We start from the raw sequence: 23482 nt of genomic DNA, 5'->3' as shown, positions 1-23482 counted from the left end.
AGTGAAGGGTATGGGAATTAACGAAATCATCATGTACATCATGATGTTCTTTATGCTGATTGCCGCCGTGGACAGGATCCTGTCGCAGTTCGGTGGTTCAGCGCGCTACCTCGGTAAGTTTGGTAAAAGCATCGAGGGATCGGGTGGTCAGTTTGAAGAAGGTTTTATGGCGATGGGCGCGCTCGGTCTGGCAATGGTCGGTATGACTGCGCTGGCGCCGGTATTAGCAAAAGTGCTCGGGCCGGTGATTATTCCGCTGTATGAAATGTTGGGCGCGAACCCGTCGATGTTTGCCGGAACGCTGCTGGCGTGTGATATGGGCGGCTTCTTCCTGGCGAAAGAACTGGCGGGCGGTGATGTTGCGGCATGGTTGTACTCTGGCTTGATTCTGGGTGCGATGATGGGGCCGACGCTGGTCTTCTCCATCCCGGTAGCACTGGGGATTATTGAACCCTCTGACCGTCGTTATCTGGCACTGGGCGTACTGGCTGGTATTGTCACGATCCCAATTGGCTGTATCGCGGGTGGTTTGGTAGCGATGTATTCCGGCGTTGAAATCAACGGACAGCCGGTGGAATTTACCTTCGCGCTGATCCTGATGAACATGATCCCGGTGCTGATCGTTGCCGTACTGGTGGCGCTGGGGCTGAAATTCATCCCGGAAAAAATGATCAACGGCTTCCAGATCTTCGCTAAGTTCCTGGTGGCATTGATCACAATCGGGTTGGCCGCTGCGGTTATCAAATTCCTGCTCGGCTGGGATCTGATCCCGGGTCTCGATCCTATCTTCATGGCGCCTGGCGATAACCCTGGTGAAGTGATGCGCGCCATCGAAGTTATCGGTTCTATCTCCTGCGTACTGCTCGGCGCTTATCCAATGGTTCTGTTACTGACCCGTTGGTTTGAAAAACCGCTGATGCGAGTTGGTAATCTCCTGAAAATCAACAATATGGCAGCTGGTGGCATGGTCGCAACGTTGGCGAACAATATTCCGATGTTCGGTATGATGAAGCACATGGATACCCGCGGCAAAGTGATTAACTGTGCGTTCGCCGTCTCTGCTGCCTTCGCTCTGGGTGACCACTTAGGTTTCGCTGCCGCAAACATGAACGCCATGATCTTCCCAATGATTGTCGGCAAGCTGATCGGCGGTGTAACGGCAATTGGTGTGGCTATGCTGCTGGTACCAAAAGACGAAAACGTTCCGGCAGAAGTGGAAGCCGAAACAGAAACGAAAGCGGAGGCGCAATCGTGAATACTCGCCAGCTATTGAGCGTCGGTATCGATATCGGCACCACCACCACTCAGGTAATCTTCTCCCGCCTTGAGCTGGTTAACCGTGCGGCAGTGTCGCAGGTGCCGCGTTACGAATTCATCAAACGTGAAATTAGCTGGCAAAGCCCGGTCTTCTTTACCCCCGTTGATAAGCAAGGCGGGTTAAAAGAGGCCGAACTTAAGGCGCTGATTCTGGCTCAGTATCAGGCAGCAGGTATTGAGCCACAGAGCGTTGATTCTGGCGCAATCATTATTACCGGGGAAAGTGCGAAAACCCGCAATGCCCGTCCGGCGGTGATGGCGCTCTCCCAGTCGCTGGGTGACTTCGTGGTTGCCAGCGCAGGTCCACATCTTGAATCGGTCATTGCCGGTCACGGCGCGGGTGCGCAAACCCTGTCTGAGCAGCGACTGTGCAGCGTACTGAATATCGATATCGGCGGTGGTACGTCTAACTATGTTCTGTTCGACGCCGGAAAGGTTAGCGGTTCAGCCTGCCTGAATGTTGGTGGGCGACTGCTGGAGACCGATAGCCAGGGGCGTGTAGTTCATGCGCACCAGCCAGGGCAGATGATTGTCGATGATGTTTTTGGCGCAGGTACAGATGCCCGTTCGCTTAATGCGGCGCAACTGATTCAGGTGGCGCGACGGATGGCTACGCTTATCGTCGAGGTTATTGACGGCAAACTTTCGCCGCTGGCTCAGGCGTTGATGCAAACCGGTTTATTGCCTGTGGGCATTAAGCCAGAGGTGATTACGCTTTCGGGTGGGGTGGGTGAGTGCTACCGCAACCAGCCTGCCGATCCATTCTGTTTTTCTGACATAGGACCGCTGTTGGCAACGGCGCTACATGAACATCCGCGTCTGCGTGAGATGAACGTGCAGTTCCCGGCGCAAACAGTACGTGCCACGGTCATTGGCGCAGGAGCACATACGCTATCGCTTTCAGGCAGCACCATCTGGCTGGAAGGCGTTGCGCTTCCGCTGCGCAACCTGCCGGTGGCTATCCCGGTTGATGAAGCTGATCTGGTCGCGGCCTGGCAGCAGGCGCTGATGCAGCTCGATCTCGACCCGAAAACTGACGCCTATGTCCTTGCGCTGCCCGGGTCGCTGCCAGTGCGCTACGCCGCGCTGTTAACGGTCATCGACGCGCTACTGGCCTTTGTCGCACGTTATCCGAATCCGCATCCCCTGCTGGTGGTAGCCGAGCAGGATTTTGGTAAAGCACTGGGCATGCTGTTACGCCCACAGTTACAGCAACACCCGCTGGCGGTCATCGATGAGGTGATTGTTCGGGCGGGTGACTATATCGACATTGGTACGCCTCTTTTTGGCGGATCGGTTGTGCCGGTGACGGTGAAATCACTCGCATTTCCTTCCTGAGGGAACGACTTATGAAACTAAAGACCACATTGTTCGGCAATGTTTATCAGTTTAAGGATGTAAAAGAGGTGCTGGCAAAAGCCAACGAACTGCGTTCGGGGGATGTGCTGGCTGGTGTGGCCGCGACAAGCTCGCAGGAGCGCGTGGCTGCTAAACAGGTGTTGTCGGAAATGACGGTAGCGGATATCCGCAACAACCCGGTGATTTCCTATGAAGAGGACTGCGTCACGCGTCTGATTCAGGATGACGTCAACGAAACGGCCTATAACCGCATCAAAAACTGGAGCATCAGTGAGCTGCGCGAGTACGTGTTGAGTGATGAAACCTCTGTCGATGACATTGCGTTTATGCGCAAAGGGTTAACGTCCGAAGTGGTCGCAGGCGTTGCAAAAATTTGTTCCAACGCGGACCTGATCTACGGCGGCAAAAAAATGCCGGTGATCAAAAAGGCTAACACGACTATCGGTCTGCCGGGCACCTTCAGTTGCCGTTTGCAGCCGAACGATACCCGCGACGACGTGCAGAGTATTGCCGCACAAATCTACGAAGGGCTTTCCTTCGGTGCGGGCGATGCCGTTATCGGTGTTAACCCGGTGACAGATGACGTGGAGAACTTAAGCCGCGTGCTCGATACCGTGTATGGCGTGATCGACAAATTCAATATTCCTACACAGGGCTGCGTGCTCGCGCACGTCACTACCCAGATCGAAGCGATTCGTCGCGGCGCGCCGGGCGGACTGATTTTCCAGAGCATCTGCGGTAGCGAAAAAGGGCTGAAAGAGTTTGGTGTCGAGTTGGCGATGCTGGATGAGGCACGCGCAGTGGGTGCTGAGTTCAACCGTATTGCCGGTGAAAACTGCCTGTACTTTGAAACCGGGCAAGGTTCTGCGCTTTCCGCAGGCGCTAACTTCGGTGCCGATCAGGTGACGATGGAAGCGCGTAACTACGGTCTGGCGCGTCACTACGATCCGTTCCTGGTGAACACCGTGGTGGGCTTTATCGGGCCGGAGTATCTCTACAACGACCGTCAGATTATTCGCGCCGGTCTGGAAGACCACTTCATGGGCAAACTGAGCGGCATCTCAATGGGTTGTGACTGCTGTTACACCAACCATGCTGACGCTGACCAGAACCTCAATGAAAACCTGATGATTTTGCTCGCCACCGCTGGCTGCAACTACATCATGGGCATGCCGCTCGGTGACGATATCATGCTCAACTATCAGACCACCGCGTTCCACGACACCGCGACCGTGCGCCAGTTGCTGAACTTGCGTCCGTCGCCGGAGTTTGAACGTTGGCTGGAAAACATGGGCATTATGGCAAACGGTCGCCTGACCAAACGGGCGGGCGATCCGTCACTGTTCTTCTGATGACGCGGGGATGACACACGATGGATCAAAAACAGATTGAAGAAATTGTACGCAGCGTAATGGCGTCAATGGGCGAGTCACAGCCGCAGGCTCAAGCGCCGTCACCGGAAGCGAAATGCAGCACCACACAGTGCGCCGCACCGACGGGGGAAAGCTGTGCGATGGACCTGGGTTCACCGGAAGCCAAAGCGTGGATTGGCGTTGAAAATCCGCACCGTGCTGAAGTGTTGACAGAGTTGCGTCGTAGTACTGCAGCGCGCGTATGCACCGGTCGTGCCGGTCCACGTCCACGCACTCAGGCGCTGCTGCGCTTCCTGGCTGACCACTCTCGTTCGAAAGACACCGTGCTGAAAGAGGTACCGGAAGAGTGGGTGAAAGCACAAGGGCTGCTGGAAGTCCGTTCAGAAATCAGTGACAAAAATCTGTACCTGACTCGCCCGGACCTGGGTCGTCGTCTGAGTGCGGAAGCGATAGAAGCACTGAAATCACAGTGCGTGGCCAACCCGGATGTGCAGGTGATCGTTTCTGATGGCCTGTCTACAGATGCTATTACTGCGAACTATGAAGAGATCCTGCCGCCGTTGTTGTCTGGTTTAAAACAGGCCGGACTGAAGGTGGGTACGCCGTTCTTTGTACGCTATGGCCGCGTGAAAATTGAAGATCAGATTGGCGAACTTCTGGGGGCGAAGGCGGTGATTCTGCTGGTGGGTGAACGTCCGGGCTTAGGCCAGTCGGAGAGTCTTTCCTGCTACGCCGTCTATTCGCCACGTGTGGCGACCACCGTTGAGGCCGACAGAACCTGTATTTCGAACATTCACCAGGGCGGCACGCCACCGGTTGAAGCGGCTGCGGTAATTGTGGATTTGGCCAAGCGCATGCTGGAGCAAAAAGCGTCCGGCATCAATATGACCCGTTAAGGAGGCAGCATGCCAGCATTAGATTTGATTAGACCTTCAGTCACCGCGATGCGCGTGATTGCCTCCGTTAACGCGGAGTTTGCACGTGAACTTAAATTACCGCCACATATACGTAGCCTCGGACTCATCACGGCAGACTCTGATGACGTGGCGTATATTGCCGCTGACGAAGCGACAAAACAGGCGATGGTTGAAGTGGTATATGGCCGATCGCTGTATGCGGGAGCCGCGCATGGACCGTCACCGACTGCCGGTGAAGTGATGATCATGCTGGGTGGCCCTAACCCGGCGGAAGTTCGCGCGGGTCTGGATGCGATGGTCGCTAACATTGAAAGTGGCGCAGCGTTCCAGTGGGCGAATGATGCAGAAAACACCGCGTTCCTGGCGCATGTGGTCTCGCGTACCGGTTCGTATCTTTCAGCCACGGCAGGATGCGCGCTTGGCGATCCGATGGCCTATCTGGTGGCGCCGCCGCTGGAAGCGACATTTGGTATTGATGCTGCGCTGAAATCTGCCGATGTACAACTGGTGACCTACGTTCCGCCGCCGTCAGAAACCAACTACTCGGCGGCGTTTTTGACCGGTAGCCAGGCTGCCTGTAAAGCTGCCTGTAACGCCTTTGCTGATGCCGTTCTGGATATTGCTCGTAATCCGGTACAGCGCGCGTAAGAGAGGTTGTGATGATCAATGCACTGGGATTACTGGAAGTGGATGGCATGGTCGCTGCCGTGGACGCGGCAGATGCCATGCTAAAAGCCGCGAACGTGCGTCTGCTAAGCCACGAAGTGCTCGATCCTGGCAGGCTGACGCTGGTGGTGGAAGGCGATCTGGCGGCGTGTCGTGCGGCGCTGGATGCCGGCAGTGCCGCAGCACAGCGTACAGGCCGTGTTATTAGCCGCAAGGAGATAGGGCGGCCGGACGATGACACCCAGTGGCTGATTGGCGGTTTTAAGCGCGCACCGAAGAAACCAGAACAGAAGCCTGAAGTGAAATCTGAAGTGAAATCAGAGCAGATACAGGAAACTCCTGTGGCGACTGAATCCTCTGATGAATTACTGGCACTGTTAACATCGGTCCGTCAGGGAATGACGGCAGGGGAAGTGGCTGCGCACTTTGGCTGGTCACTTGAAAAAGCCAGAAATGCGCTGGAACAGCTCTTTTCTGACGGAGCGTTGCGTAAACGCAGTAGTCGCTATCGCTTAAAAAATTAACCTGTCGGAGGGCCGGGGGCTTCAATGAAGCTTCCGGCTTAAAAGATCATGAAAAAGAAACGTACTGCAAACCTGCACCATCTTTATCATGAAGCATTACCCGAAGACGTTAAACTTACGCCGATAGTAGAGGTGGATAACGTTCACCAGCGGCGAACAACAGATGTCTATGAGCACGCCCTGACTATTACCGCCTGGCAGCAGATATACGATCAGCTCCATCCGGGTAAATTTCATGGCGAGTTCACGGAAATCCTGCTCGATGACATTCAGGTGTTCCGTGAATACACCGGTCTGGCGCTGCGCCAGTCATGCCTGGTCTGGCCGAATTCATTCTGGTTTGGCATTCCGGCTACGCGTGGTGAGCAGGGATTTATTGGCACCCAATGCCTTGGCAGTGCTGAGATTGCAACTCGCCCGGGAGGGACTGAGTTTGAACTGAGTACGCCAGACGATTACACCATTCTTGGTGTGGTTATATCTGAAGAGGCCATTGCTCGTCAGGCTAACTTCCTGCATAACCCGGAACGGGTGCTGCATATGCTGCGTAACCAGTCAGCGCTGGAAGTAAAAGAGCAGCATAAAGCGGCACTGTGGGGATTTGTGCAGCAGGCGCTGGCAACGTTCAGCGAGAATCCAGAGGATCTTCGCCAGACCGCGGTGCGCAAAGTGTTAGGCGATAACCTGCTGTTGGCGATGGGCACGATGCTGGAGGAAGCTCAGCCGATAATAACCGCCGAGAGTATCAGCCATCAGAGTTATCGTCGTCTGCTGTCGCGCGCGCGCGAATATGTGCTGGAAAACATGTCGGAGCCGCTGACTGTGCTCGATTTGTGTAATCAGTTGCATGTGAGCCGCCGTACGTTGCAAAACGCGTTTCACGCGATTCTTGGTATCGGGCCGAATGCATGGTTGAAGCGCATTCGTCTGAATGCCGTGCGTCGGGAGCTTATCAGCCCGTGGTCGCAGAGCTCGACGGTAAAAGATGCTGCAATGCAGTGGGGATTCTGGCACTTAGGGCAGTTCGCTACTGATTACCAGCAGTTGTTTGCGGAGAAGCCGTCACTGACGCTGCATCAGCGCATGCGCCAGTGGGCGTGATGGTATGAGCCTGTGACGTGCCGGATGCGACGCTAACGCGCCTTATCCGGCCTAAGGGTTTTGCCGTTTTGTAGGTCTGACAAGCGTAGCGCCATCAGGCAACTACACCCAGTCGCGGACCTGGATAAACTCGCTAAGGGCAGCTTCCGGGCTGTTCGCTTCCGGCTGCCAGTCGTACTCCCAACGCACCAGCGGTGGCATTGACATCAAGATGGATTCGGTGCGCCCACCGGTCTGCAAACCAAACAGCGTGCCGCGATCCCACACCAGATTGAACTCCACGTAGCGACCGCGACGATAAAGCTGGAAGTTACGTTCACGCTCGCCCCAACTCATCGCCTTACGACGCGCCACAATAGGCAGATACGCGTCGGTATAGCCTTTGCCAACCGCCTGCATAAAGTCGAAACAGTGGTCGAAGTTGGGCGTATTGAGATCGTCGAAGAACAGTCCGCCAATACCACGCTGCTCGTTACGATGCTTCAGGAAGAAGTAGTCGTCACACCACTTTTTATACCGCGGATAGACGTCATCACCGAACGGCTGACACAGATCAAAGGCCGTGCGATGCCAGTGAACGGCATCTTCTTCGTAGCCGTAGTAGGGCGTTAAATCAAAACCACCGCCAAACCACCAGACCGGGTCTGCCCCTGGTTTTTCAGCAATAAAAAACCGCACATTGGCATGGCTGGTAGGAATGTAAGGATTAAGCGGATGCACAACCAGCGACACCCCCATCGCCTCAAAGCTGCGTCCGGCAAGCTCTGGTCGATGTGCGGTAGCTGAAGCAGGCATCGCATCACCGTGAACGTGGGAAAAATTCACTCCCGCTTGTTCAAAAATACCGCCGTTGCGCAATACCCGACTGCGTCCGCCTCCGCCCGCTTCACGCTGCCAGCTATCTTCAACAAAATCAGCACCGTCCACGGCGGATAGCTGCTGGCAAATATCATCCTGCAGGCTGAGCAGGAACTGTTTTACGCGCTGCGTATCGGGCTTCATGATTAACGCTTCTTCGAATGTGCTTTCTGGTTATCAAACCAGTGGAAATAGCTGATGACGCCATTGGCGATAGCGGTGGCGATTTTCTGACGAAATGCCGTTGTCCCCAGCAGCCGTTCTTCTTCCGGGTTGGTAATGAACGAAGTCTCGACCAGCACCGAAGGAATAGAAGGGGATTTTAGCACCACGAAGGCGGCCTGTTCCGTACTGCGACTGTGCAGACGGTGTACTGGCTTGATCTTCTTAAGAATATGCGAACCGAGGGTCAGACTGTTTTTTATCGTGTCGGTCTGTACCAGATCGAACAGTACCTGCTGCAGCAAATGGTCTTTATCAGTGGCTTTTTTCCCGGCAACTTCATCGGCGCGGTTTTCACGATCGGAAAGGTACTTTGCCATGGCGCTACTGGCGCCGCGGTTTGACAGGGCAAAGACCGATGCACCAGCGGCACTGGGATTGGTAAAGCCGTCGGCGTGAATGGACATAAACAGATCGGCACCGTGTTTGTGCGCAATCTCGACGCGATCGTACAGCGGTATAAATGTATCGCCGGAACGGGTCAGCCGCGCATCAATCCCCTGACTGCGCAGGATGGATCGTACGTTTTTGGCAATCGCCAGCACGACGTGTTTTTCCTTCGAACCGTTGCGTCCAATCGCTCCGGTATCAATACCGCCGTGTCCCGGATCGAGTACCACAACACGCTTAGCACCTGCTTTTTTAGCTTTCGGTTTGCTGTGACCATTGCTGGTTTTTAGCGCTTCTTCTTTAGCGATGGCTTGCGACATGCCTGACAGCGTCAGGGCGGCCAGCCCGGCTTTCAGCACCTGGCGGCGCGATGTGAGAGTTTTTAGTGGTTTAAAAGTGCTCATACGGCCTGAGTTGTAAAAAAAGGTTCCAGACGTTATATCGTATCGCGTAGTCCGTTGCGACGGATCGGGATAAGAATTGTTTTACTTTTCATTTCAATACGTGACAGTTCAGTATTATGCCATTTTTTCCGCTGCTTCGCGTCAGATATTGGCTAAATCAGCTGTTCGCGCCATAATCGCTTTTTAACGTCCTGAAAAGGTAACCAATACCATGGAAATACGCGTATTTCGCCAGGAAGATTTCGAAGAGGTGATCACCCTCTGGGAGCGCTGTGACTTGTTGCGTCCATGGAACGATCCGGAAATGGACATCGAGCGTAAAGTAAATCACGACGTCAGCTTGTTTCTGGTCGCGGAAGTGAACGGCGAAGTGGTTGGCACGGTGATGGGAGGTTACGACGGTCATCGTGGTTCTGCCTATTACCTTGGCGTGCATCCTGAGTTTCGGGGGCGCGGCATTGCCAATGCACTGCTCAACCGTCTGGAGAAAAAACTCATAGCCCGCGGTTGCCCGAAGATTCAAATCATGGTGCGTGATGATAATGACGTTGTGCTGGGTATGTATGAACGTCTGGGATATGAACATGCTGATGTACTCAATCTGGGCAAACGTCTGATCGAAGATGAAGAGTACTGAGTTCCATCCTGCCGATTATGATGGTCATGGTCGCTTACGCCTGCCTTTTTTGTTCTGGTGTGTGCTGCTGCTTCAGGCGCGCACCTGGGTGCTGTTTGTGATTGCGGGATCTTCCCGCGAGCAGGGCAACACATTACTGAATCTGTTTTATCCCGATCATGACTCTTTCTGGCTGGGATTGCTTCCCGGCGTTCCGGCAGTGCTGGCGTTTTTGCTCAGCGGGCGACGTTTTGCGTTTCCTTCGTTATGGCGCTGGCTGCGCGCATTGCTGATTTTGGCCCAACTGGTGCTGCTATGCTGGCAGCCTGTTCTGTGGCTGGAAGGAGATCCTGTCAACGGTGCCGGGCTGGCGCTGCTGGTGGCTGATATCGTCGCGCTGGTATGGCTATTAACTAATCAACGTCTGCGTGCCTGTTTTTATGTTGAAAAAGAATAACGGCACTTTTTTTCGAAAGTGAACTCCAAGCAACGTTGATAAATAAGGGAGGAGGTGAAATGAAATCACTGCGTTTGATTTTATGCGCGATGCCGCTGGTACTGACTGGTTGTTCAACGCTGTCGTCGGTGAACTGGTCTGCTGCAAATCCGTGGAACTGGTTTGGTTCTTCGACGGAGGTCACTGAGCAGGGTGTGGGAAAACTCACCGCCGCCACACCGCTGAATGAAAAATCGATTGCCGATGCGCTGGATGGGGACTATCGCCTGCGTAGCGGGATGAAAACCAATAATGGCAATGTTGTACGTTTTTATGAGGTGATGAAAGATAGCAGCGTTGCGATGATTATCAACGGTGATCAGGGAACGATCAGCCGCATTGATGTGCTGGACAGCGATATTTCATCAGCATCCGGTGCAGAAATCGGTACACCGTTTAGCGACCTTTACACTAAAGCTTTCGGTAATTGCCAGAAAGCTACCGGAGATGATAGTGCGGGTGTTGAGTGTAAAGCTGAAGGAAGTCAACATATTAGCTATATTTTTTCCGGCGAGTGGAGCGGACCTGAAGGCATAATGCCGTCTGACGATACGCTGAAAGACTGGAAAGTGAGCAAAATTATCTGGCGGCGTTAATTTGCGTCTGAACAAATCGACGGACTAAAAAAACAGGTAGAATAACGCCTATCAATGCCACGATGTCGTGGCATCTTTTTTTCAGGAGGAACAATGTCTCAGGTTCAGAGTGGCATTTTGCCAGAACATTGCCGTGCGGCGATTTGGATTGAAGCCAATGTTAAGGGCGACGTTGAGGCTTTGCGTGCGGCCAGTAAAACCTTTGCGGATAAACTGGCGACCTTTGAAGCGAAATTCCCGGATGCGCACCTTGGCGCGGTCGTTGCTTTCGGCAACAACACCTGGCGCACACTGAGCGGCGGCGTGGGCGCTGAAGAACTGAAAGACTTTATCCCTTACGGTAAAGGTCTGGCACCGGCGACCCAGTATGACGTGCTGATCCATATCCTCTCGTTGCGTCATGACGTGAATTTCTCCGTTGCGCAGGCAGCGATGGAAGCCTTTGGCGACTGCATAGAAGTGAAAGAAGAGATCCACGGTTTCCGTTGGGTTGAAGAGCGCGATCTTAGCGGCTTTGTGGATGGTACGGAAAACCCGGCCGGAGAAGAAACGCGCCGTGAAGTCGCGGTCATCAAAGATGGCGTTGATGCCGGTGGCAGCTATGTATTTGTACAGCGTTGGGAACATAACCTGAAGCAGCTTAACCGCATGAGCATTCATGATCAGGAAATGATGATTGGTCGCACCAAAGAAGCCAATGAAGAGATTGACGGTGATGATCGCCCGGTGACTTCTCACCTGAGCCGTGTGGATTTGAAAGAAGATGGCAAGGGGCTGAAAATTGTTCGCCAGAGCCTGCCGTACGGTACCGCCAGCGGCACACACGGTCTCTATTTCTGCGCTTACTGTGCGCGTCTGCATAATATTGAGCAGCAACTGCTGAGTATGTTTGGCGATACTGATGGTAAACGTGACGCCATGCTGCGCTTTACCAAACCGGTGACCGGCGGCTATTACTTTGCTCCGTCGCTGGATCGTCTGCTCGCCCTGTGATTATTGCCGGGCGCCTGGACTACAGATAGCAATCGTGCAGGCTCGTTGAGACGAAGCCGCTTTCCGACAAAATCCAGAGAAATAAGCTAATCCCCGCGTCGTCGGGGATTTTTTTTACCTGACATTAACCTGATTTAGTGAGCTATTCCTCAGCACTAATTTGTTATTGCTGTATCTTCTGCGTGAATGAAGCGGATGCTTCATATTCAAAAGGAGAATATTGAAATGGGAAAACTCACGGGCAAAACAGCATTGATTACGGGCGCATCTCAGGGCATTGGCGAAGGTATTGCCAGAACGTTTGCCCGCCATGGCGCGAACCTAATCTTGCTGGATATCTCCGATGAGATTGAAAAACTGGCAGATGAGCTGAGTGGACGCGGTCACCGTTGCACGGCAGTTCATGCAGACGTCAGAGATTTTGCTTCTGTCACGGCGGCGGTAGCACGTGCGAAGAAGATTGAGGGAAAAATCGATATTCTGGTCAACAATGCGGGCGTATGTCGCCTCGGCAGCTTCCTTGATATGAGCGATGAAGATCGCGACTTCCATATTGATATCAATATTAAAGGCGTCTGGAACGTGACGAAAGCCGTTCTGCCGGAGATGATTGCTCGTAAAGACGGACGTATCGTGATGATGTCATCTGTGACCGGTGATATGGTTGCCGATCCGGGCGAAACGGCTTATGCGCTGTCGAAAGCAGCAATTATCGGCTTAACCAAATCCCTGGCGGTGGAATACGCGCAGTCTGGTATTCGCGTGAATGCTATTTGTCCGGGCTATGTACGTACGCCGATGGCAGAAAATATTGCACGTCAGTCTAACCCGGAGGATCCAGAGTCTGTATTAACTGAAATGGCGAAAGCGATCCCGATGCGTCGTCTGGCGTGTCCGCTTGAGGTTGGCGAACTGGCGGCATTCCTGGCGTCCGATGAGTCCAGTTACCTGACCGGCACGCAAAACGTGATTGATGGCGGTAGCACTTTGCCTGAAAGCGTCAGCGTAGGCGTCTGACCGATGCCATCCTCCTCTCTGCGATATGGAGGGGAGGTACCCCTTATTCTCTTTTCAACTTTCAAATCATCAAACGGTATATAAAACCGTTACTCCTTTAGCACTGGTTATAAATATGATGGCCATAAGAAAGTCATTAAATTTATAAGGGTGCGCAATGGCCGTTAATTTCCTGAAAAAAAGCTCTCTGACGCTGGTCGCGTCTCTGCTACTGATAGGTCAGGCGCAGGCAACGGAACTACTGAACAGTTCTTACGATGTTTCCCGCGAGCTGTTTGCCGCCCTTAATCCACCGTTTGAGCAGCAATGGGCGAAGGATAACGGCGGGGATAAGCTGACCATTAAACAATCCCATGCCGGGTCATCAAAACAAGCGTTGGCGATTTTACAGGGGTTGAAAGCTGACGTGGTGACCTATAACCAGGTCACCGATGTGCAGATCCTGCACGATAAAGGCAAGCTGATCCCGGCCGACTGGCAAAGCCGTCTGCCGAATAACAGCTCGCCATTCTATTCTACCATGGGCTTCCTGGTACGTAAGGGAAATCCGAAGAATATCCACGACTGGAATGACCTGGTTCGTTCCGACGTAAAACTGATTTTCCCGAATCCGAAAACGTCCGGTAATGCCCGTTACACCTACCTTGCAGCGTGGGGTGCGGCAGATAAAGCTGACGGTGGCGACAAAGCCAAAACCGAGCAGTTTATGACGCAATTCCTGAAAAACGTTGAGGTATTTGATACCGGCGGTCGTGGCGCCACCACCACTTTTGCTGAACGTGGCCTGGGCGATGTGCTGATAAGCTTTGAATCAGAAGTGAATAACATCCGCAAGCAGTATGAAGCGCAGGGATTTGAAGTTGTTATTCCGAAAACCAATATTCTCGCTGAATTCCCGGTGGCGTGGGTAGACAAAAACGTGCAAGCCAATGGCACAGAAAAAGCGGCTAAGGCCTATCTGAACTGGCTCTACAGCCCTGAAGCACAGACTATCATCACCGACTATTACTATCGTGTGAACAATCCTGAGGTCATGGACAAGCTGAAGGATAAATTCCCGCAGACCGAACTGTTCCGCGTGGAAGACCACTTTGGCTCCTGGCCTGAGGTGATGAAAACGCACTTTGTCAGTGGTGGTGAGCTGGACAAACTGTTGTCGGCGGGGCGTAAGTAAATGTTTGCTGTTTCTTCCCGACGCGTGCTGCCTGGCTTTACCTTAAGCCTGGGCACCAGCTTGCTGTTTGTATGCCTGATATTGCTGCTGCCGCTCAGTGCGCTGGTGATGCAACTGGCGCAAATGAGCTGGGCACAATACTGGGATGTGATTACTAATCCGCAGGTTGTGGCGGCCTATAAAGTGACGCTGATTTCAGCGTTTGTGGCCTCGATTTTTAACGGTGTATTTGGTCTGTTGATGGCGTGGATCTTAACCCGCTATCGCTTTCCAGGCCGCACGTTGCTGGATGCGTTAATGGATTTGCCTTTTGCCCTGCCAACGGCGGTGGCGGGCCTGACGCTGGCGTCGTTGTTTTCGGTCAACGGTTTCTACGGCGAGTGGCTGGCGAAGTTCGATATTAAAGTGACTTACACCTGGCTGGGAATTGCAGTAGCTATGGCGTTTACCAGCATTCCGTTCGTGGTGCGTACCGTTCAACCGGTGCTGGAAGAGTTAGGGCCAGAGTATGAAGAAGCCGCTGAAACACTCGGTGCTACACGGTTACAGAGCTTTCGTAAAGTGGTGCTGCCGGAGTTATCTCCCGCGCTGATAGCGGGCGTGGCACTCTCTTTCACTCGCAGCCTGGGTGAGTTTGGCGCAGTTATCTTTATTGCCGGGAACATCGCGTGGAAAACAGAAGTGACCTCACTGATGATTTTTGTCCGCTTGCAGGAGTTTGACTATCCCGCTGCCAGCGCGATTGCGTCGGTTATTCTCGGGGCTTCATTGTTGCTGCTGTTTTCGATTAACACCCTGCAAAGTCGTTTTGGTCGACGCGTGGTAGGTCACTGATGGCAGAAATTACTCAATTGAAACGCTATGGCGCATCCCGCATCAACTGGGGTAAATGGTTTCTAATCGGCACGGGCATGCTGGTATCAGCATTTATTTTGCTGGTACCGATGATTTATATCTTCGTTCAGGCGTTCAGCAAGGGATTAATGCCGGTATTACAGAATCTGACCGATCCGGACATGCTGCACGCCATCTGGCTGACGGTGCTGATTGCCCTGATTGCCGTGCCGGTGAATCTGGTCTTTGGCGTGCTACTGGCCTGGCTGGTGACCCGTTTTAACTTTCCTGGACGCCAGTTGCTGCTGACGTTACTGGATATCCCGTTTGCCGTGTCGCCTGTTGTGGCTGGTCTGGTGTATCTGCTGTTTTACGGTTCTAACGGCCCATTGGGTGGCTGGCTGGATGAACATAATCTGCAAATTATGTTTGCCTGGCCGGGAATGGTGCTGGTCACGGTTTTCGTTACCTGTCCATTTGTAGTTCGCGAGCTGGTTCCGGTCATGCTGAGCCAGGGCAGTCATGAAGATGAGGCGGCGATTCTGCTGGGCGCATCGGGCTGGCAGATGTTCCGTCGCGTTACTCTGCCGAATATTCGCTGGGCGCTGTTGTACGGCGTGGTGTTGACCAACGCCCGTGCAATTGGGGAATTCGGAGCAGTATCGGTAGTTTCCGGTTCGATTCGTGGTGAAACCCTGTCGCTGCCGTTACAGATTGAATTACTGGAGCAGGACTACAACACCGTCGGCTCCTTTACCGCCGCCGCGTTATTGACGCTTATGGCGATTGTTACCCTGTTTTTGAAGAGCATGTTGCAATGGCGTCTGGAGAACCAGGAAAAACGCGCGCAGCAGGAGGAAAATCATGAGCATTGAGATTGCCAATATTAAGAAGTCTTTTGGTCGCACCCAGGTGCTGAACGATATCTCGCTGGATATTCCTTCGGGTCAAATGGTCGCACTGCTGGGGCCATCCGGCTCGGGTAAAACCACATTGCTACGCATTATTGCCGGGCTGGAGCATCAGTCCAGCGGACATATTCGTTTTCATGGTACGGATGTGAGTCGTCTGCACGCCCGCGACCGTAAAGTCGGTTTCGTATTTCAGCATTATGCCCTGTTCCGCCATATGACCGTATTCGACAATATCGCCTTTGGTCTGACGGTATTGCCACGCCGTGAGCGTCCGAATGCGGCGACTATCAAAGCGAAAGTGACTAAGCTGCTGGAGATGGTGCAACTTGCCCATCTGGCGGACCGTTTCCCGGCGCAGCTTTCCGGCGGGCAGAAGCAGCGTGTAGCGCTGGCACGTGCGTTGGCGGTAGAACCGCAGATCCTGCTGCTTGATGAACCGTTTGGTGCGCTCGATGCTCAGGTACGTAAAGAGCTGCGTCGCTGGTTGCGCCAGCTTCACGAAGAGTTGAAATTCACCAGTGTATTTGTCACTCACGATCAGGAAGAAGCGACGGAAGTTGCTGATCGCGTGGTAGTGATGAGCCAGGGACATATTGAGCAGGCAGATGCGCCGGACCAGGTATGGCGCGAACCAGCAACCCGCTTTGTACTGGAGTTCATGGGTGAGGTTAACCGTCTGCAGGGTACTATTCGCGGCGGGCAGTTCCACGTTGGAGCTCACCGCTGGCCGCTGGGATATACGCCTGCGTATCAGGGAGCGGTTGATCTGTTCTTGCGTCCGTGGGAAGTGGATGTCAGTCGCCGTACCAGCCTGGATTCTCCTCTACCGGTGCAGGTGCTGGAGGCCAGTCCGAAAGGCCACTACACCCAATTAGTTGTGCAGCCGCTGGGGTGGTATAACGAGCCGCTGACGGTTGTGATGCAAGGTGATGATTCCCCTGTTCGTGGTGAACGCCTGTTTGTTGGGTTGCAAAATGCGCGTCTGTATAACGGCGAGCAACGCATTGAAACACGCGAAGCGGAGCTTGCTCTGGCAGAATCAGCCTGATAGCTTAATTTATATGTTTATCACCCGGTGGCGTACTGCTTGCCGGGTCTACAGTCTCTAGTCGTCACTTGTAGGCCGGGTAAGCGTAGCGCCACCCGGCTTTTTTATGAGCAGAAAACGTGAATACATTAGAACAAACGATTGGCAATACGCCTCTGGTCAAACTGCAACGCCTTGCGCCGGATAACGGCAGTGAAATTTGGGTTAAGCTGGAAGGGAATAACCCGGCAGGTTCGGTGAAAGACCGCGCTGCGCTATCAATGATTGTCGAAGCGGAAAAACGTGGGGAAATCAAACCCGGTGATGTGCTGATTGAGGCAACCAGTGGTAATACCGGAATTGCGTTGGCGATGATTGCCGCACTGAAAGGTTATCGCATGAAGCTTCTGATGCCTGACAACATGAGCCAGGAGCGGCGTGCGGCGATGCGTGCCTACGGTGCTGAGCTTATTCTGGTCAGCAAAGAACAGGGGATGGAAGGGGCGCGTGACTTGGCGCTGGAAATGGCCGAACGCGGTGAAGGAAAACTGCTCGATCAGTTTAATAATCCCGATAACCCGTATGCGCATTACACCACGACCGGGCCGGAAATTTGGCAGCAGACGTCAGGTCGCATTACGCATTTTGTCTCCAGCATGGGGACCACCGGCACCATTACCGGCGTGTCACGTTTTCTGCGTGAGCAGGAAAAGCCGGTGACAATTGTTGGTCTGCAGCCGGAGGAAGGGAGCAGCATTCCCGGTATTCGACGCTGGCCTGCGGAATATATGCCAGGAATTTTTAACGCTTCGTTGGTTGATGAGGTCTTAGATATTCATCAGGACGACGCCGAAAACACGATGCGAGAACTGGCGATTCGCGAAGGTATTTTCTGCGGAGTAAGCTCTGGCGGGGCTGTGGCAGGGGCGTTACGCGTGGCGCATGCCACACCGGGTGCGGTGGTGGTAGCAATCATCTGCGATCGTGGCGACCGCTATCTTTCAACCGGAGTCTTTGGCGAAGAACACTTTAATCAGGGGGCAGGGATTTAAGGGTGTTGTTGTAGGGATGCCAATGAGCTTGTAGGCCGGATAAGCGTAGCGCTATCCGGCCTCTCTGTATATTATCCGCGGTGTTTCTCTACCAGCAGATCGAGGAACTGCCAGAGTTTCTCATTCATCTGTTGGTAATCCCACTCGCGCATTTCGGCAACTGAACGGATAAAGCGTTTTCCTTTTGCCTCAGCAAGTTCTTGCTCTGAGTGTTGAATCAGTCCCTCAATCGCTTCGGCGGTAAATTCCATATGGCACTGGAAACCGTAGACAAAGTTACCGTACTGCACGATTTGTCGCGGGCAGCCAACGCTTGTGGCAAGAACTGTTGCCTGGTCGGTTAACCCTGGCATATCGTTGTGCCAGTGGCCGACAATCAGCGGCGATCCAAAGTGGGCAATTAACGGATGCTGTTTGCCAGCCTCAGTCAGCGTAATGGGGTAATGCCCAATCTCTTTTTCCGGGCTCTGACACACTTTTGCGCCCAACGCCTCGCCAATCAGTTGTGATCCCAGACAGATCCCCACTACAATCTTACGTGCAGAAATCGCCTGGTTAATCAGATGCTGTTCGGCCAGAGAGTCAAAGTACGGGCATTCTGCGAGCGTGGTTCGTGGAGACTGCGGGCCACCAAACACGACCAGCATATCGAAGCTATCAGCACTGGCTGGTATTGACTCTCCAGCGTAAACGCACGACCAGGTGATGGTATAACCACGCTCTTCGGCCCATGGCAGGTAAGCGCCAGCAGATTCAAATGACTCATGAATAACAAAATGAACTCGCACGTTTTCTCTCCTGTTAGCGCTTCAGCGTCTGATGAATATCAGCCGCCAGCTTGTTGATGTCGCTGTCTTTCAGCATTGACAACGTAATTCGCAGACCATGTGAAGGCGCATTGACACCAAAAACTTCACCTTCACGTACCAGCCAGCCAAACTTAGCTAGCGCAAAGGCGAGTGGCTGGCTGTGAGTTTCCAGCGGTAGCCAGAAGTTCAGGCCATCACCAGCATGAAGCTCAATACCATGTTGTTTGAGGGCCAGGACGAGCTTTTGTTGCTGAGAGGCGTAAAACTGCTGAGTCAGTGTCAGCGTGCGCTGGTACTCATTGTCACTCAGGCAGGCGCAGGCTAAATCCTGTAGCAGATGGCTGACCCACTGGCTACCGGAGTTAAGCCGTAGACGGAGTTTCGCTGAGGTAGCCGGATCGCTGGCCACGATGGCAAGTCGCAGGTCAGGACCTAATGTTTTAGACATGGATCTGACGACCGCCCAGTGATGTGTCTGTTCCGCAATGACTGGATGCCAGCGGGAAGCGGAAAGCAGGGCAAAGTGATCGTCAATAATCACCAGTGTTTGCGGGTAACGAGCCAGAATATTCTGCAATTCGGTAGCGCGAACTGCGCTCAGACTACACCCCGTCGGATTGTGCGCGCGTGGGGTAAGGATAACCGCCCGGGCCCCTTTTTGTAGCGCCAGTTCCAGCATCTCAGGTTGCATGCCTTCGCTATCCACATTGACTGGGCTGGCGGAAAAACCAGCATAACGCAACATATTGATGCTACTCAAAAAACAAGGATCTTCTACTGCGACGCTATCGCCCGGCAGTAAATGGGCGCACAGTAGTCGTTCGATAGCATCAATTGCGCCACTGGTGATATCAATTTCGCCCGTACAGGGTATGGCATCCTGCATCCATTGTGTCGCCCACGTCTTCAAACCCGGCGATACTGCAGCATCACCATACAATCGCGGAGTCTTATTTATCTTCGCGAAATAACGGCTCAGGTCGGGCAGGAGATGCGCTGCAGGATTGCCGCCGGAAAGGTCGGTCAGAGGGGTATCCGGATTACTGCCCTCCAGCGCGACGGGCGATGATAATCCCTTGATGACGGTACCATTTCGCCCCTGGCTGATTGCCAGCCCGGAGGTGACCAGCCGTTTATATGCCGCTGCGACAGTATTGCGATTGACGTTTAATGCCGCGGCCAGCTCCCTTACCGGCGGCAGCGTTTCGCCAGGCATAAATGTGCCTGTAGCGACATGTTGACGAATACTGTCAAAAATTTCGTTAGCGGTTTTTCCGTCGATCATTATTGACCTATGACAAAATGAATTTTAGCATATGACGATAATAGTGAGGTGAAAGCCCGCTGTCCAGCGAGAGGAGAGGTTTATGGAGCAGGAGAGTGAAATACAGTCAGTGCTCTTCGACGACACGCATCGGGCGTTACAGACCGATATCGTCGCCGTCCAGTCACAGGTGGTGTATGGCAGTGTCGGTAACAGTATCGCCGTGCCAGCCATCAAAGCACAGGGGTTACGGGTGACGGCGATCCCCACGGTGTTGTTCAGTAATACTCCACATTATGAGACCTTTTACGGTGGGATAATCCCTGCAGACTGGTTTAGTGGTTATCTCAGGGCCTTAAATGAGCGTGATGCTTTGCGTGAGCTAAAGGCGGTGACCACGGGATATATGGGGAGCGCGGAACAAATCGCCTTGCTGGCACAGTGGCTGGAAATTGTTCGCGTCACGCACCCGGACCTGTGTATTTTAGTCGACCCGGTGATCGGTGATACGGATAGCGGAATGTATGTGAAGGCCGAAATCCCGGATGCTTACCGCAAACACTTGATGCCGCTGGCGCAAGGACTGACGCCAAATGTGTTTGAGCTGCAAATGTTGAGTGGAAAACCGTGTCGTACGCTGGATGAAGCGATAACTGCGGCAAAATCTTTGCTCACCGAGACGCTAAAATGGGTTGTGATCACCAGCGCACCGGGCGAAACCCCGGAGGTTATCAATGTTGCGGTGGTAACGGCTGATATGGTGGAAGTGTTAACCCACCCCAGAGTAAAGACGGACCTAAAGGGAACTGGCGATTTGTTTTGCGCTGAACTTGTGAGCGGTATTGTTTTAGGGAAACCCCTCACCGCTGCGACACACGATGCCGCACAGCGCGTACTGGAAGTGATGACATGGACGCAACGGTGCGGTTGTGACGAATTAATTCTGCCACCAGCAGGGGAGGCGCGATGAAGAGTTATCGGCTGGTGGTTCGCCAGCATGGACGTATGATTGGACATTTTGATACCAGCGGTACGGAAGCACTGGAAAATATTTGTGTGGCTCGTGCAATGTTCGGTATTGCTGGTGGGTATGATTGCGAATTGCTGGTGTCAGATTCAGAAAGACGCATGCTGGAAAGTGGTCCGGAAGGGATGAAAATCCTGATGCGCGAGGCGTGTTACCGACCGGTGACCTCTGTATTGTAATGCCGGATGAAGTGTATAAAAAAATGGCGCCATCAGGCGCCATTCTTCACTGCCGTAAGAATTACTTCTTGATGCGGATAACCGGGGTTTCACCCACGGTTACGCTACCGGACAGTTTGATCAGTTCTTTGATTTCGTCCATGTTGGAGATAACAACCGGAGTCAGGGTAGACTTGGCTTTCTCTTCCAGCAGAGGCAGATCGAATTCAATAACCGGGTCGCCCACTTTAACGCGTTGACCTTCTTCAGCGATACGCTTGAAGCCTTCGCCTTTCAGTTCAACGGTATCGATACCGAAGTGAACGAACAGCTCAATGCCGCTATCAGATTCGATAGAGAACGCATGGTTGGTTTCAAAGATTTTGCCGATGGTGCCGTCTACCGGGGCAACCATTTTATTACCGGTTGGTTTGATAGCGATGCCATCACCAACGATTTTTTCAGCAAAAACTACATCCGGCACGTCTTCGATGTTGACGATCTCGCCAGAGAGCGGAGCAACAATCTCAATAGTTCCGGTGTCTTTCTTATCATCAGAAACCAGAGATTTCAGTTTATCGAACAAACCCATGATCTTCTCCTAAGCAGTAAATTGGGCCGCATCTCGTGGATTAGCAGATTGTTTTTTCTTCAATGAACTTGTTAACTAAAGCCATTAACTCGTCCGTTGTCGGTTGAGCAAGAGCCTGCTCTGCTAACACCTTCGCATCTTCGAAGTTCGTGTTACGGATAATCTTCTTAATGCGCGGGATAGAAATGGCGCTCATAGAGAATTCGTCCAGACCCATCCCCAGCAACAGAAGTGTAGCACGTTCGTCGCCTGCAAGCTCACCACACATGCCGGTCCATTTGCCTTCAGCATGAGAAGCATCAATAACTTGCTTGATCAGCGTCAGAACAGATGGCGACATCGGTTGGTAAAGGTGTGAAATCATATCATTACCACGGTCAACTGCCAGGGTGTACTGCGTTAAATCATTGGTGCCGATACTAAAGAAATCAACTTCTTTGGCTAAATGACGCGCAATCGTTGCCGCAGCTGGTGTTTCCACCATTACGCCAATCTCGATGCTTTCGTCAAATGCTTTACCTTCGTCGCGCAGTTCCTGTTTATAGATTTCAATCTCTTTGCGCAGTGCACGCACTTCTTCAACAGAGATGATCATCGGGAACATGATGCGCAGTTTACCGAAAGCAGAAGCACGCAGGATAGCGCGAACCTGGTCACGCAGGATCTCTTTACGATCCATAGCGATACGCACGGCACGCCAGCCCAGGAATGGGTTCTCTTCTTTCGGGAAGTTCATGTACGGCAGTTCTTTATCACCGCCAATGTCCATGGTACGTACGATGACAGCCTGAGAGCCACATGCTTCTGCAACGGCTTTATACGCGGCAAACTGTTCTTCTTCAGTCGGCAGCGAGTCACGGTCCATGAACAGGAATTCGGTACGATACAGACCAACACCTTCAGCGCCATTACGCTCAGCGCCTTCAACGTCACGAACGGTACCGATATTGGCGCAAACTTCCACCTGATGTCCATCCAGCGTGATAGCTGGCAGATCTTTCAGCTTAGCGAGTTCCGCTTTTTCGGTCGCCACCTGCTCCTGAACGGCACGCAGTTGCTCGATAACGTCGTTAGTTGGATTGACGTAAACCTGGTTGTTTACGGCATCCAGAATCAGATAGTCGTCGTTTTTAACCTGAGAGGTAACACTACCGGTACCCACGATGGCAGGCAGTTCGAGGGAACGCGCCATAATTGAGGTGTGGGAAGTACGGCCACCTGCGTCAGTAATGAAACCCAGCACCTTGTTCAGGTTCAGCTGTGCGGTTTCTGACGGAGTCAGATCGGCGGCAACCAGGATAACTTCTTCCTGAATGGCGCTCAGGTCGATAATTGCCAGACCCAGGATGTTACGCAGCAGGCGTTTACCGATATCACGTACGTCAGCCGCACGTTCTTTCAGGTATTCATCATCCAGCTCTTCCAGGGCTGTGGCCTGACCTTCGATAATTTCATGCGCAGCTGCGTCAGCCGTCATGTGCTTATCTTTAATCAGGGCTATGATTTCCTGCTCCAGCTCCTCATCTTCGAGCAGCATGATATGCCCTTCAAAGATGGCTTCTTTTTCTTCACCGAACGTTTCACCAGCTTTAGTTTTGATCGCTTCCAGTTGCGCAGATGCCTTGGCACGACCGCTCAGAAAACGTTCAACTTCCTGATCAACCTTGTCGGCAGAAATTTTTTTCCGGTCAATGACGATCTCGTCTTCTTTCAGCAGCAGTGCCTTGCCAAAAGCGATACCCGGGGATGCTAAAATGCCTGAAATCATAACCCTACCTTACT

Annotated in this window: 25 protein-coding genes; 19 read left to right on the top strand and 6 right to left on the bottom strand. The window is 53.0% G+C overall.

The features are described 5' to 3' along the window. Positions 1-10 precede the first annotated feature (10 nt). The 7 genes from eutH to eutR are packed head-to-tail and all read left to right on the top strand — an operon-like array spanning position 11 to position 7257. Positions 11-1255 (top strand): ethanolamine utilization protein EutH, encoded by a 1245-nt coding sequence (eutH, locus tag OH663_RS14280; protein ID WP_045445981.1) that lies wholly within the window; start codon positions 11-13, stop codon positions 1253-1255. After that, a complete protein-coding gene (eutA, locus tag OH663_RS14275; protein WP_045445978.1) occupies positions 1252-2655 on the top strand; it encodes an ethanolamine ammonia-lyase reactivating factor EutA in 1404 nt (467 codons plus the stop codon). The genes eutH and eutA overlap by 4 nt, the downstream gene beginning before the upstream one ends. Positions 2656-2666: 11 nt before the next feature. Continuing rightward, entirely contained in the window at positions 2667-4028 is a 1362-nt protein-coding gene (gene eutB, locus OH663_RS14270; protein ID WP_045445975.1) for an ethanolamine ammonia-lyase subunit alpha, read from the top strand. A gap of 20 nt (positions 4029-4048) precedes the next feature. Beyond that, positions 4049-4945 (top strand): ethanolamine ammonia-lyase subunit EutC, encoded by an 897-nt coding sequence (eutC, locus tag OH663_RS14265; RefSeq protein WP_045445972.1) that lies wholly within the window; start codon positions 4049-4051, stop codon positions 4943-4945. 9 nt (positions 4946-4954) lie between these two features. Further along, on the top strand, positions 4955-5614 hold the full coding sequence (gene eutL / locus OH663_RS14260) for an ethanolamine utilization microcompartment protein EutL (RefSeq protein ID WP_045445968.1): 660 nt from the start codon (positions 4955-4957) through the stop codon (positions 5612-5614). 11 nt (positions 5615-5625) lie between these two features. Beyond that, positions 5626-6156 (top strand): ethanolamine utilization microcompartment protein EutK, encoded by a 531-nt coding sequence (gene eutK, locus OH663_RS14255; protein ID WP_045445965.1) that lies wholly within the window; start codon positions 5626-5628, stop codon positions 6154-6156. 48 nt (positions 6157-6204) lie between these two features. Then, complete coding sequence (gene eutR / locus OH663_RS14250; RefSeq protein ID WP_045445960.1) at positions 6205-7257, top strand: HTH-type transcriptional regulator EutR; 1053 nt, start codon at positions 6205-6207, stop codon at positions 7255-7257. A gap of 102 nt (positions 7258-7359) precedes the next feature. Here eutR and hemF read toward each other — a convergent pair whose 3' ends face one another. Together hemF and amiA are read right to left on the bottom strand one after the other, a co-directional pair. Then, on the bottom strand, positions 7360-8259 hold the full coding sequence (hemF, locus tag OH663_RS14245; RefSeq protein ID WP_045445957.1) for an oxygen-dependent coproporphyrinogen oxidase: 900 nt from the start codon (positions 8257-8259) through the stop codon (positions 7360-7362). A gap of 2 nt (positions 8260-8261) precedes the next feature. Beyond that, the gene (gene amiA / locus OH663_RS14240; protein ID WP_045445954.1) at positions 8262-9131 is read right to left on the bottom strand and encodes an N-acetylmuramoyl-L-alanine amidase AmiA; all 870 of its coding nucleotides are present in this window, start codon (positions 9129-9131) and stop codon (positions 8262-8264) included. Positions 9132-9342: 211 nt separating this feature from the next. On the opposite strand from amiA, the gene OH663_RS14235 reads away from it, so the two are divergent. The 10 genes from OH663_RS14235 to cysM all read left to right on the top strand — a co-directional run bounded on the left by OH663_RS14235 (position 9343) and on the right by cysM (position 17850). Further along, positions 9343-9768 (top strand): GNAT family acetyltransferase, encoded by a 426-nt coding sequence (locus tag OH663_RS14235; protein WP_045445951.1) that lies wholly within the window; start codon positions 9343-9345, stop codon positions 9766-9768. Further along, positions 9755-10204 (top strand): DUF2919 domain-containing protein, encoded by a 450-nt coding sequence (locus OH663_RS14230; RefSeq protein WP_045445948.1) that lies wholly within the window; start codon positions 9755-9757, stop codon positions 10202-10204. Before OH663_RS14235 ends, OH663_RS14230 begins: the two co-directional genes overlap by 14 nt. Positions 10205-10263: 59 nt before the next feature. Next, a complete protein-coding gene (locus tag OH663_RS14225; protein WP_045445945.1) occupies positions 10264-10839 on the top strand; it encodes an RpoE-regulated lipoprotein in 576 nt (191 codons plus the stop codon). A gap of 93 nt (positions 10840-10932) precedes the next feature. Next, a complete protein-coding gene (gene yfeX, locus OH663_RS14220; RefSeq protein ID WP_045445941.1) occupies positions 10933-11832 on the top strand; it encodes a porphyrinogen peroxidase in 900 nt (299 codons plus the stop codon). Positions 11833-12057: 225 nt separating this feature from the next. Then, positions 12058-12849, top strand: a complete 792-nt coding sequence (ucpA, locus tag OH663_RS14215) for an SDR family oxidoreductase UcpA (RefSeq protein WP_200010285.1) — start codon at positions 12058-12060, stop codon at positions 12847-12849. A gap of 157 nt (positions 12850-13006) precedes the next feature. Next, positions 13007-14023: a thiosulfate/sulfate ABC transporter substrate-binding protein CysP gene (gene cysP, locus OH663_RS14210; protein WP_200010283.1), complete on the top strand. Its 1017-nt coding sequence runs from the start codon at positions 13007-13009 to the stop codon at positions 14021-14023. Continuing rightward, positions 14024-14857 carry a sulfate/thiosulfate ABC transporter permease CysT gene (gene cysT / locus OH663_RS14205; protein WP_045445935.1) on the top strand — a complete coding sequence of 278 codons (834 nt, stop codon included), beginning with the start codon at positions 14024-14026 and terminating at the stop codon, positions 14855-14857. It begins immediately after the preceding gene. Continuing rightward, positions 14857-15732 (top strand): sulfate/thiosulfate ABC transporter permease CysW, encoded by an 876-nt coding sequence (cysW, locus tag OH663_RS14200; RefSeq protein ID WP_200010281.1) that lies wholly within the window; start codon positions 14857-14859, stop codon positions 15730-15732. The genes cysT and cysW overlap by 1 nt, the downstream gene beginning before the upstream one ends. After that, positions 15722-16819: a sulfate/thiosulfate ABC transporter ATP-binding protein CysA gene (gene cysA, locus OH663_RS14195; protein ID WP_045445930.1), complete on the top strand. Its 1098-nt coding sequence runs from the start codon at positions 15722-15724 to the stop codon at positions 16817-16819. Before cysW ends, cysA begins: the two co-directional genes overlap by 11 nt. A 119-nt stretch (positions 16820-16938) precedes the next feature. Then, positions 16939-17850 (top strand): cysteine synthase CysM, encoded by a 912-nt coding sequence (cysM, locus tag OH663_RS14190; RefSeq protein ID WP_200010279.1) that lies wholly within the window; start codon positions 16939-16941, stop codon positions 17848-17850. A 71-nt stretch (positions 17851-17921) separates the two neighbouring features. Here the strand turns inward: cysM and OH663_RS14185 are convergent, their stop codons facing one another. Next, positions 17922-18638 (bottom strand): type 1 glutamine amidotransferase, encoded by a 717-nt coding sequence (locus OH663_RS14185; RefSeq protein ID WP_200010277.1) that lies wholly within the window; start codon positions 18636-18638, stop codon positions 17922-17924. Positions 18639-18651: 13 nt separating this feature from the next. Then, on the bottom strand, positions 18652-19944 hold the full coding sequence (gene ptsJ, locus OH663_RS14180) for a MocR-like B6 salvage transcription factor PtsJ (protein ID WP_045445924.1): 1293 nt from the start codon (positions 19942-19944) through the stop codon (positions 18652-18654). A gap of 82 nt (positions 19945-20026) precedes the next feature. Between ptsJ and pdxK the strand changes: the two genes are divergently transcribed. Continuing rightward, on the top strand, positions 20027-20893 hold the full coding sequence (gene pdxK, locus OH663_RS14175; protein WP_200010275.1) for a pyridoxine/pyridoxal/pyridoxamine kinase: 867 nt from the start codon (positions 20027-20029) through the stop codon (positions 20891-20893). Continuing rightward, positions 20890-21129 (top strand): hypothetical protein, encoded by a 240-nt coding sequence (locus OH663_RS14170; RefSeq protein ID WP_048220856.1) that lies wholly within the window; start codon positions 20890-20892, stop codon positions 21127-21129. Before pdxK ends, OH663_RS14170 begins: the two co-directional genes overlap by 4 nt. A 61-nt stretch (positions 21130-21190) precedes the next feature. Here OH663_RS14170 and crr read toward each other — a convergent pair whose 3' ends face one another. Both crr and ptsI read right to left on the bottom strand, forming a co-directional pair. Then, positions 21191-21700: a PTS glucose transporter subunit IIA gene (gene crr, locus OH663_RS14165; RefSeq protein ID WP_000522253.1), complete on the bottom strand. Its 510-nt coding sequence runs from the start codon at positions 21698-21700 to the stop codon at positions 21191-21193. Positions 21701-21740: 40 nt separating this feature from the next. Then, the gene (ptsI, locus tag OH663_RS14160; RefSeq protein ID WP_045445911.1) at positions 21741-23468 is read right to left on the bottom strand and encodes a phosphoenolpyruvate-protein phosphotransferase PtsI; all 1728 of its coding nucleotides are present in this window, start codon (positions 23466-23468) and stop codon (positions 21741-21743) included. Positions 23469-23482 lie beyond the last annotated feature (14 nt).

The organism is Citrobacter sp. Marseille-Q5395 (genome assembly GCF_947057495.1).
Taxonomy (GTDB): Bacteria; Pseudomonadota; Gammaproteobacteria; order Enterobacterales; family Enterobacteriaceae; genus Citrobacter; species Citrobacter murliniae.
Note: the sequence above shows the minus strand (reverse complement) of the source record. Positions and strands in the feature narration are given on the sequence as shown.

What these genes read in the sequence shown, in the direction of transcription:
- eutH (WP_045445981.1), top strand. Translation starts at nt 11, where the DNA reads ATGGGAATTAACGAAATCATCATGTACATCATGATGTTCTTTATGCTG.
- eutB (WP_045445975.1), top strand. Translation starts at nt 2,667, where the DNA reads ATGAAACTAAAGACCACATTGTTCGGCAATGTTTATCAGTTTAAGGAT.
- eutC (WP_045445972.1), top strand. Translation starts at nt 4,049, where the DNA reads ATGGATCAAAAACAGATTGAAGAAATTGTACGCAGCGTAATGGCGTCA.
- eutL (WP_045445968.1), top strand. Translation starts at nt 4,955, where the DNA reads ATGCCAGCATTAGATTTGATTAGACCTTCAGTCACCGCGATGCGCGTG.
- eutK (WP_045445965.1), top strand. Translation starts at nt 5,626, where the DNA reads ATGATCAATGCACTGGGATTACTGGAAGTGGATGGCATGGTCGCTGCC.
- eutR (WP_045445960.1), top strand. Translation starts at nt 6,205, where the DNA reads ATGAAAAAGAAACGTACTGCAAACCTGCACCATCTTTATCATGAAGCA.
- hemF (WP_045445957.1), bottom strand. Translation starts at nt 8,259, where the DNA reads ATGAAGCCCGATACGCAGCGCGTAAAACAGTTCCTGCTCAGCCTGCAG.
- amiA (WP_045445954.1), bottom strand. Translation starts at nt 9,131, where the DNA reads ATGAGCACTTTTAAACCACTAAAAACTCTCACATCGCGCCGCCAGGTG.
- OH663_RS14235 (WP_045445951.1), top strand. Translation starts at nt 9,343, where the DNA reads ATGGAAATACGCGTATTTCGCCAGGAAGATTTCGAAGAGGTGATCACC.
- OH663_RS14230 (WP_045445948.1), top strand. Translation starts at nt 9,755, where the DNA reads ATGAAGAGTACTGAGTTCCATCCTGCCGATTATGATGGTCATGGTCGC.
- OH663_RS14225 (WP_045445945.1), top strand. Translation starts at nt 10,264, where the DNA reads ATGAAATCACTGCGTTTGATTTTATGCGCGATGCCGCTGGTACTGACT.
- yfeX (WP_045445941.1), top strand. Translation starts at nt 10,933, where the DNA reads ATGTCTCAGGTTCAGAGTGGCATTTTGCCAGAACATTGCCGTGCGGCG.
- ucpA (WP_200010285.1), top strand. Translation starts at nt 12,058, where the DNA reads ATGGGAAAACTCACGGGCAAAACAGCATTGATTACGGGCGCATCTCAG.
- cysP (WP_200010283.1), top strand. Translation starts at nt 13,007, where the DNA reads ATGGCCGTTAATTTCCTGAAAAAAAGCTCTCTGACGCTGGTCGCGTCT.
- cysT (WP_045445935.1), top strand. Translation starts at nt 14,024, where the DNA reads ATGTTTGCTGTTTCTTCCCGACGCGTGCTGCCTGGCTTTACCTTAAGC.
- cysW (WP_200010281.1), top strand. Translation starts at nt 14,857, where the DNA reads ATGGCAGAAATTACTCAATTGAAACGCTATGGCGCATCCCGCATCAAC.
- cysA (WP_045445930.1), top strand. Translation starts at nt 15,722, where the DNA reads ATGAGCATTGAGATTGCCAATATTAAGAAGTCTTTTGGTCGCACCCAG.
- ptsJ (WP_045445924.1), bottom strand. Translation starts at nt 19,944, where the DNA reads ATGATCGACGGAAAAACCGCTAACGAAATTTTTGACAGTATTCGTCAA.
- pdxK (WP_200010275.1), top strand. Translation starts at nt 20,027, where the DNA reads ATGGAGCAGGAGAGTGAAATACAGTCAGTGCTCTTCGACGACACGCAT.
- OH663_RS14170 (WP_048220856.1), top strand. Translation starts at nt 20,890, where the DNA reads ATGAAGAGTTATCGGCTGGTGGTTCGCCAGCATGGACGTATGATTGGA.
- crr (WP_000522253.1), bottom strand. Translation starts at nt 21,700, where the DNA reads ATGGGTTTGTTCGATAAACTGAAATCTCTGGTTTCTGATGATAAGAAA.
- ptsI (WP_045445911.1), bottom strand. Translation starts at nt 23,468, where the DNA reads ATGATTTCAGGCATTTTAGCATCCCCGGGTATCGCTTTTGGCAAGGCA.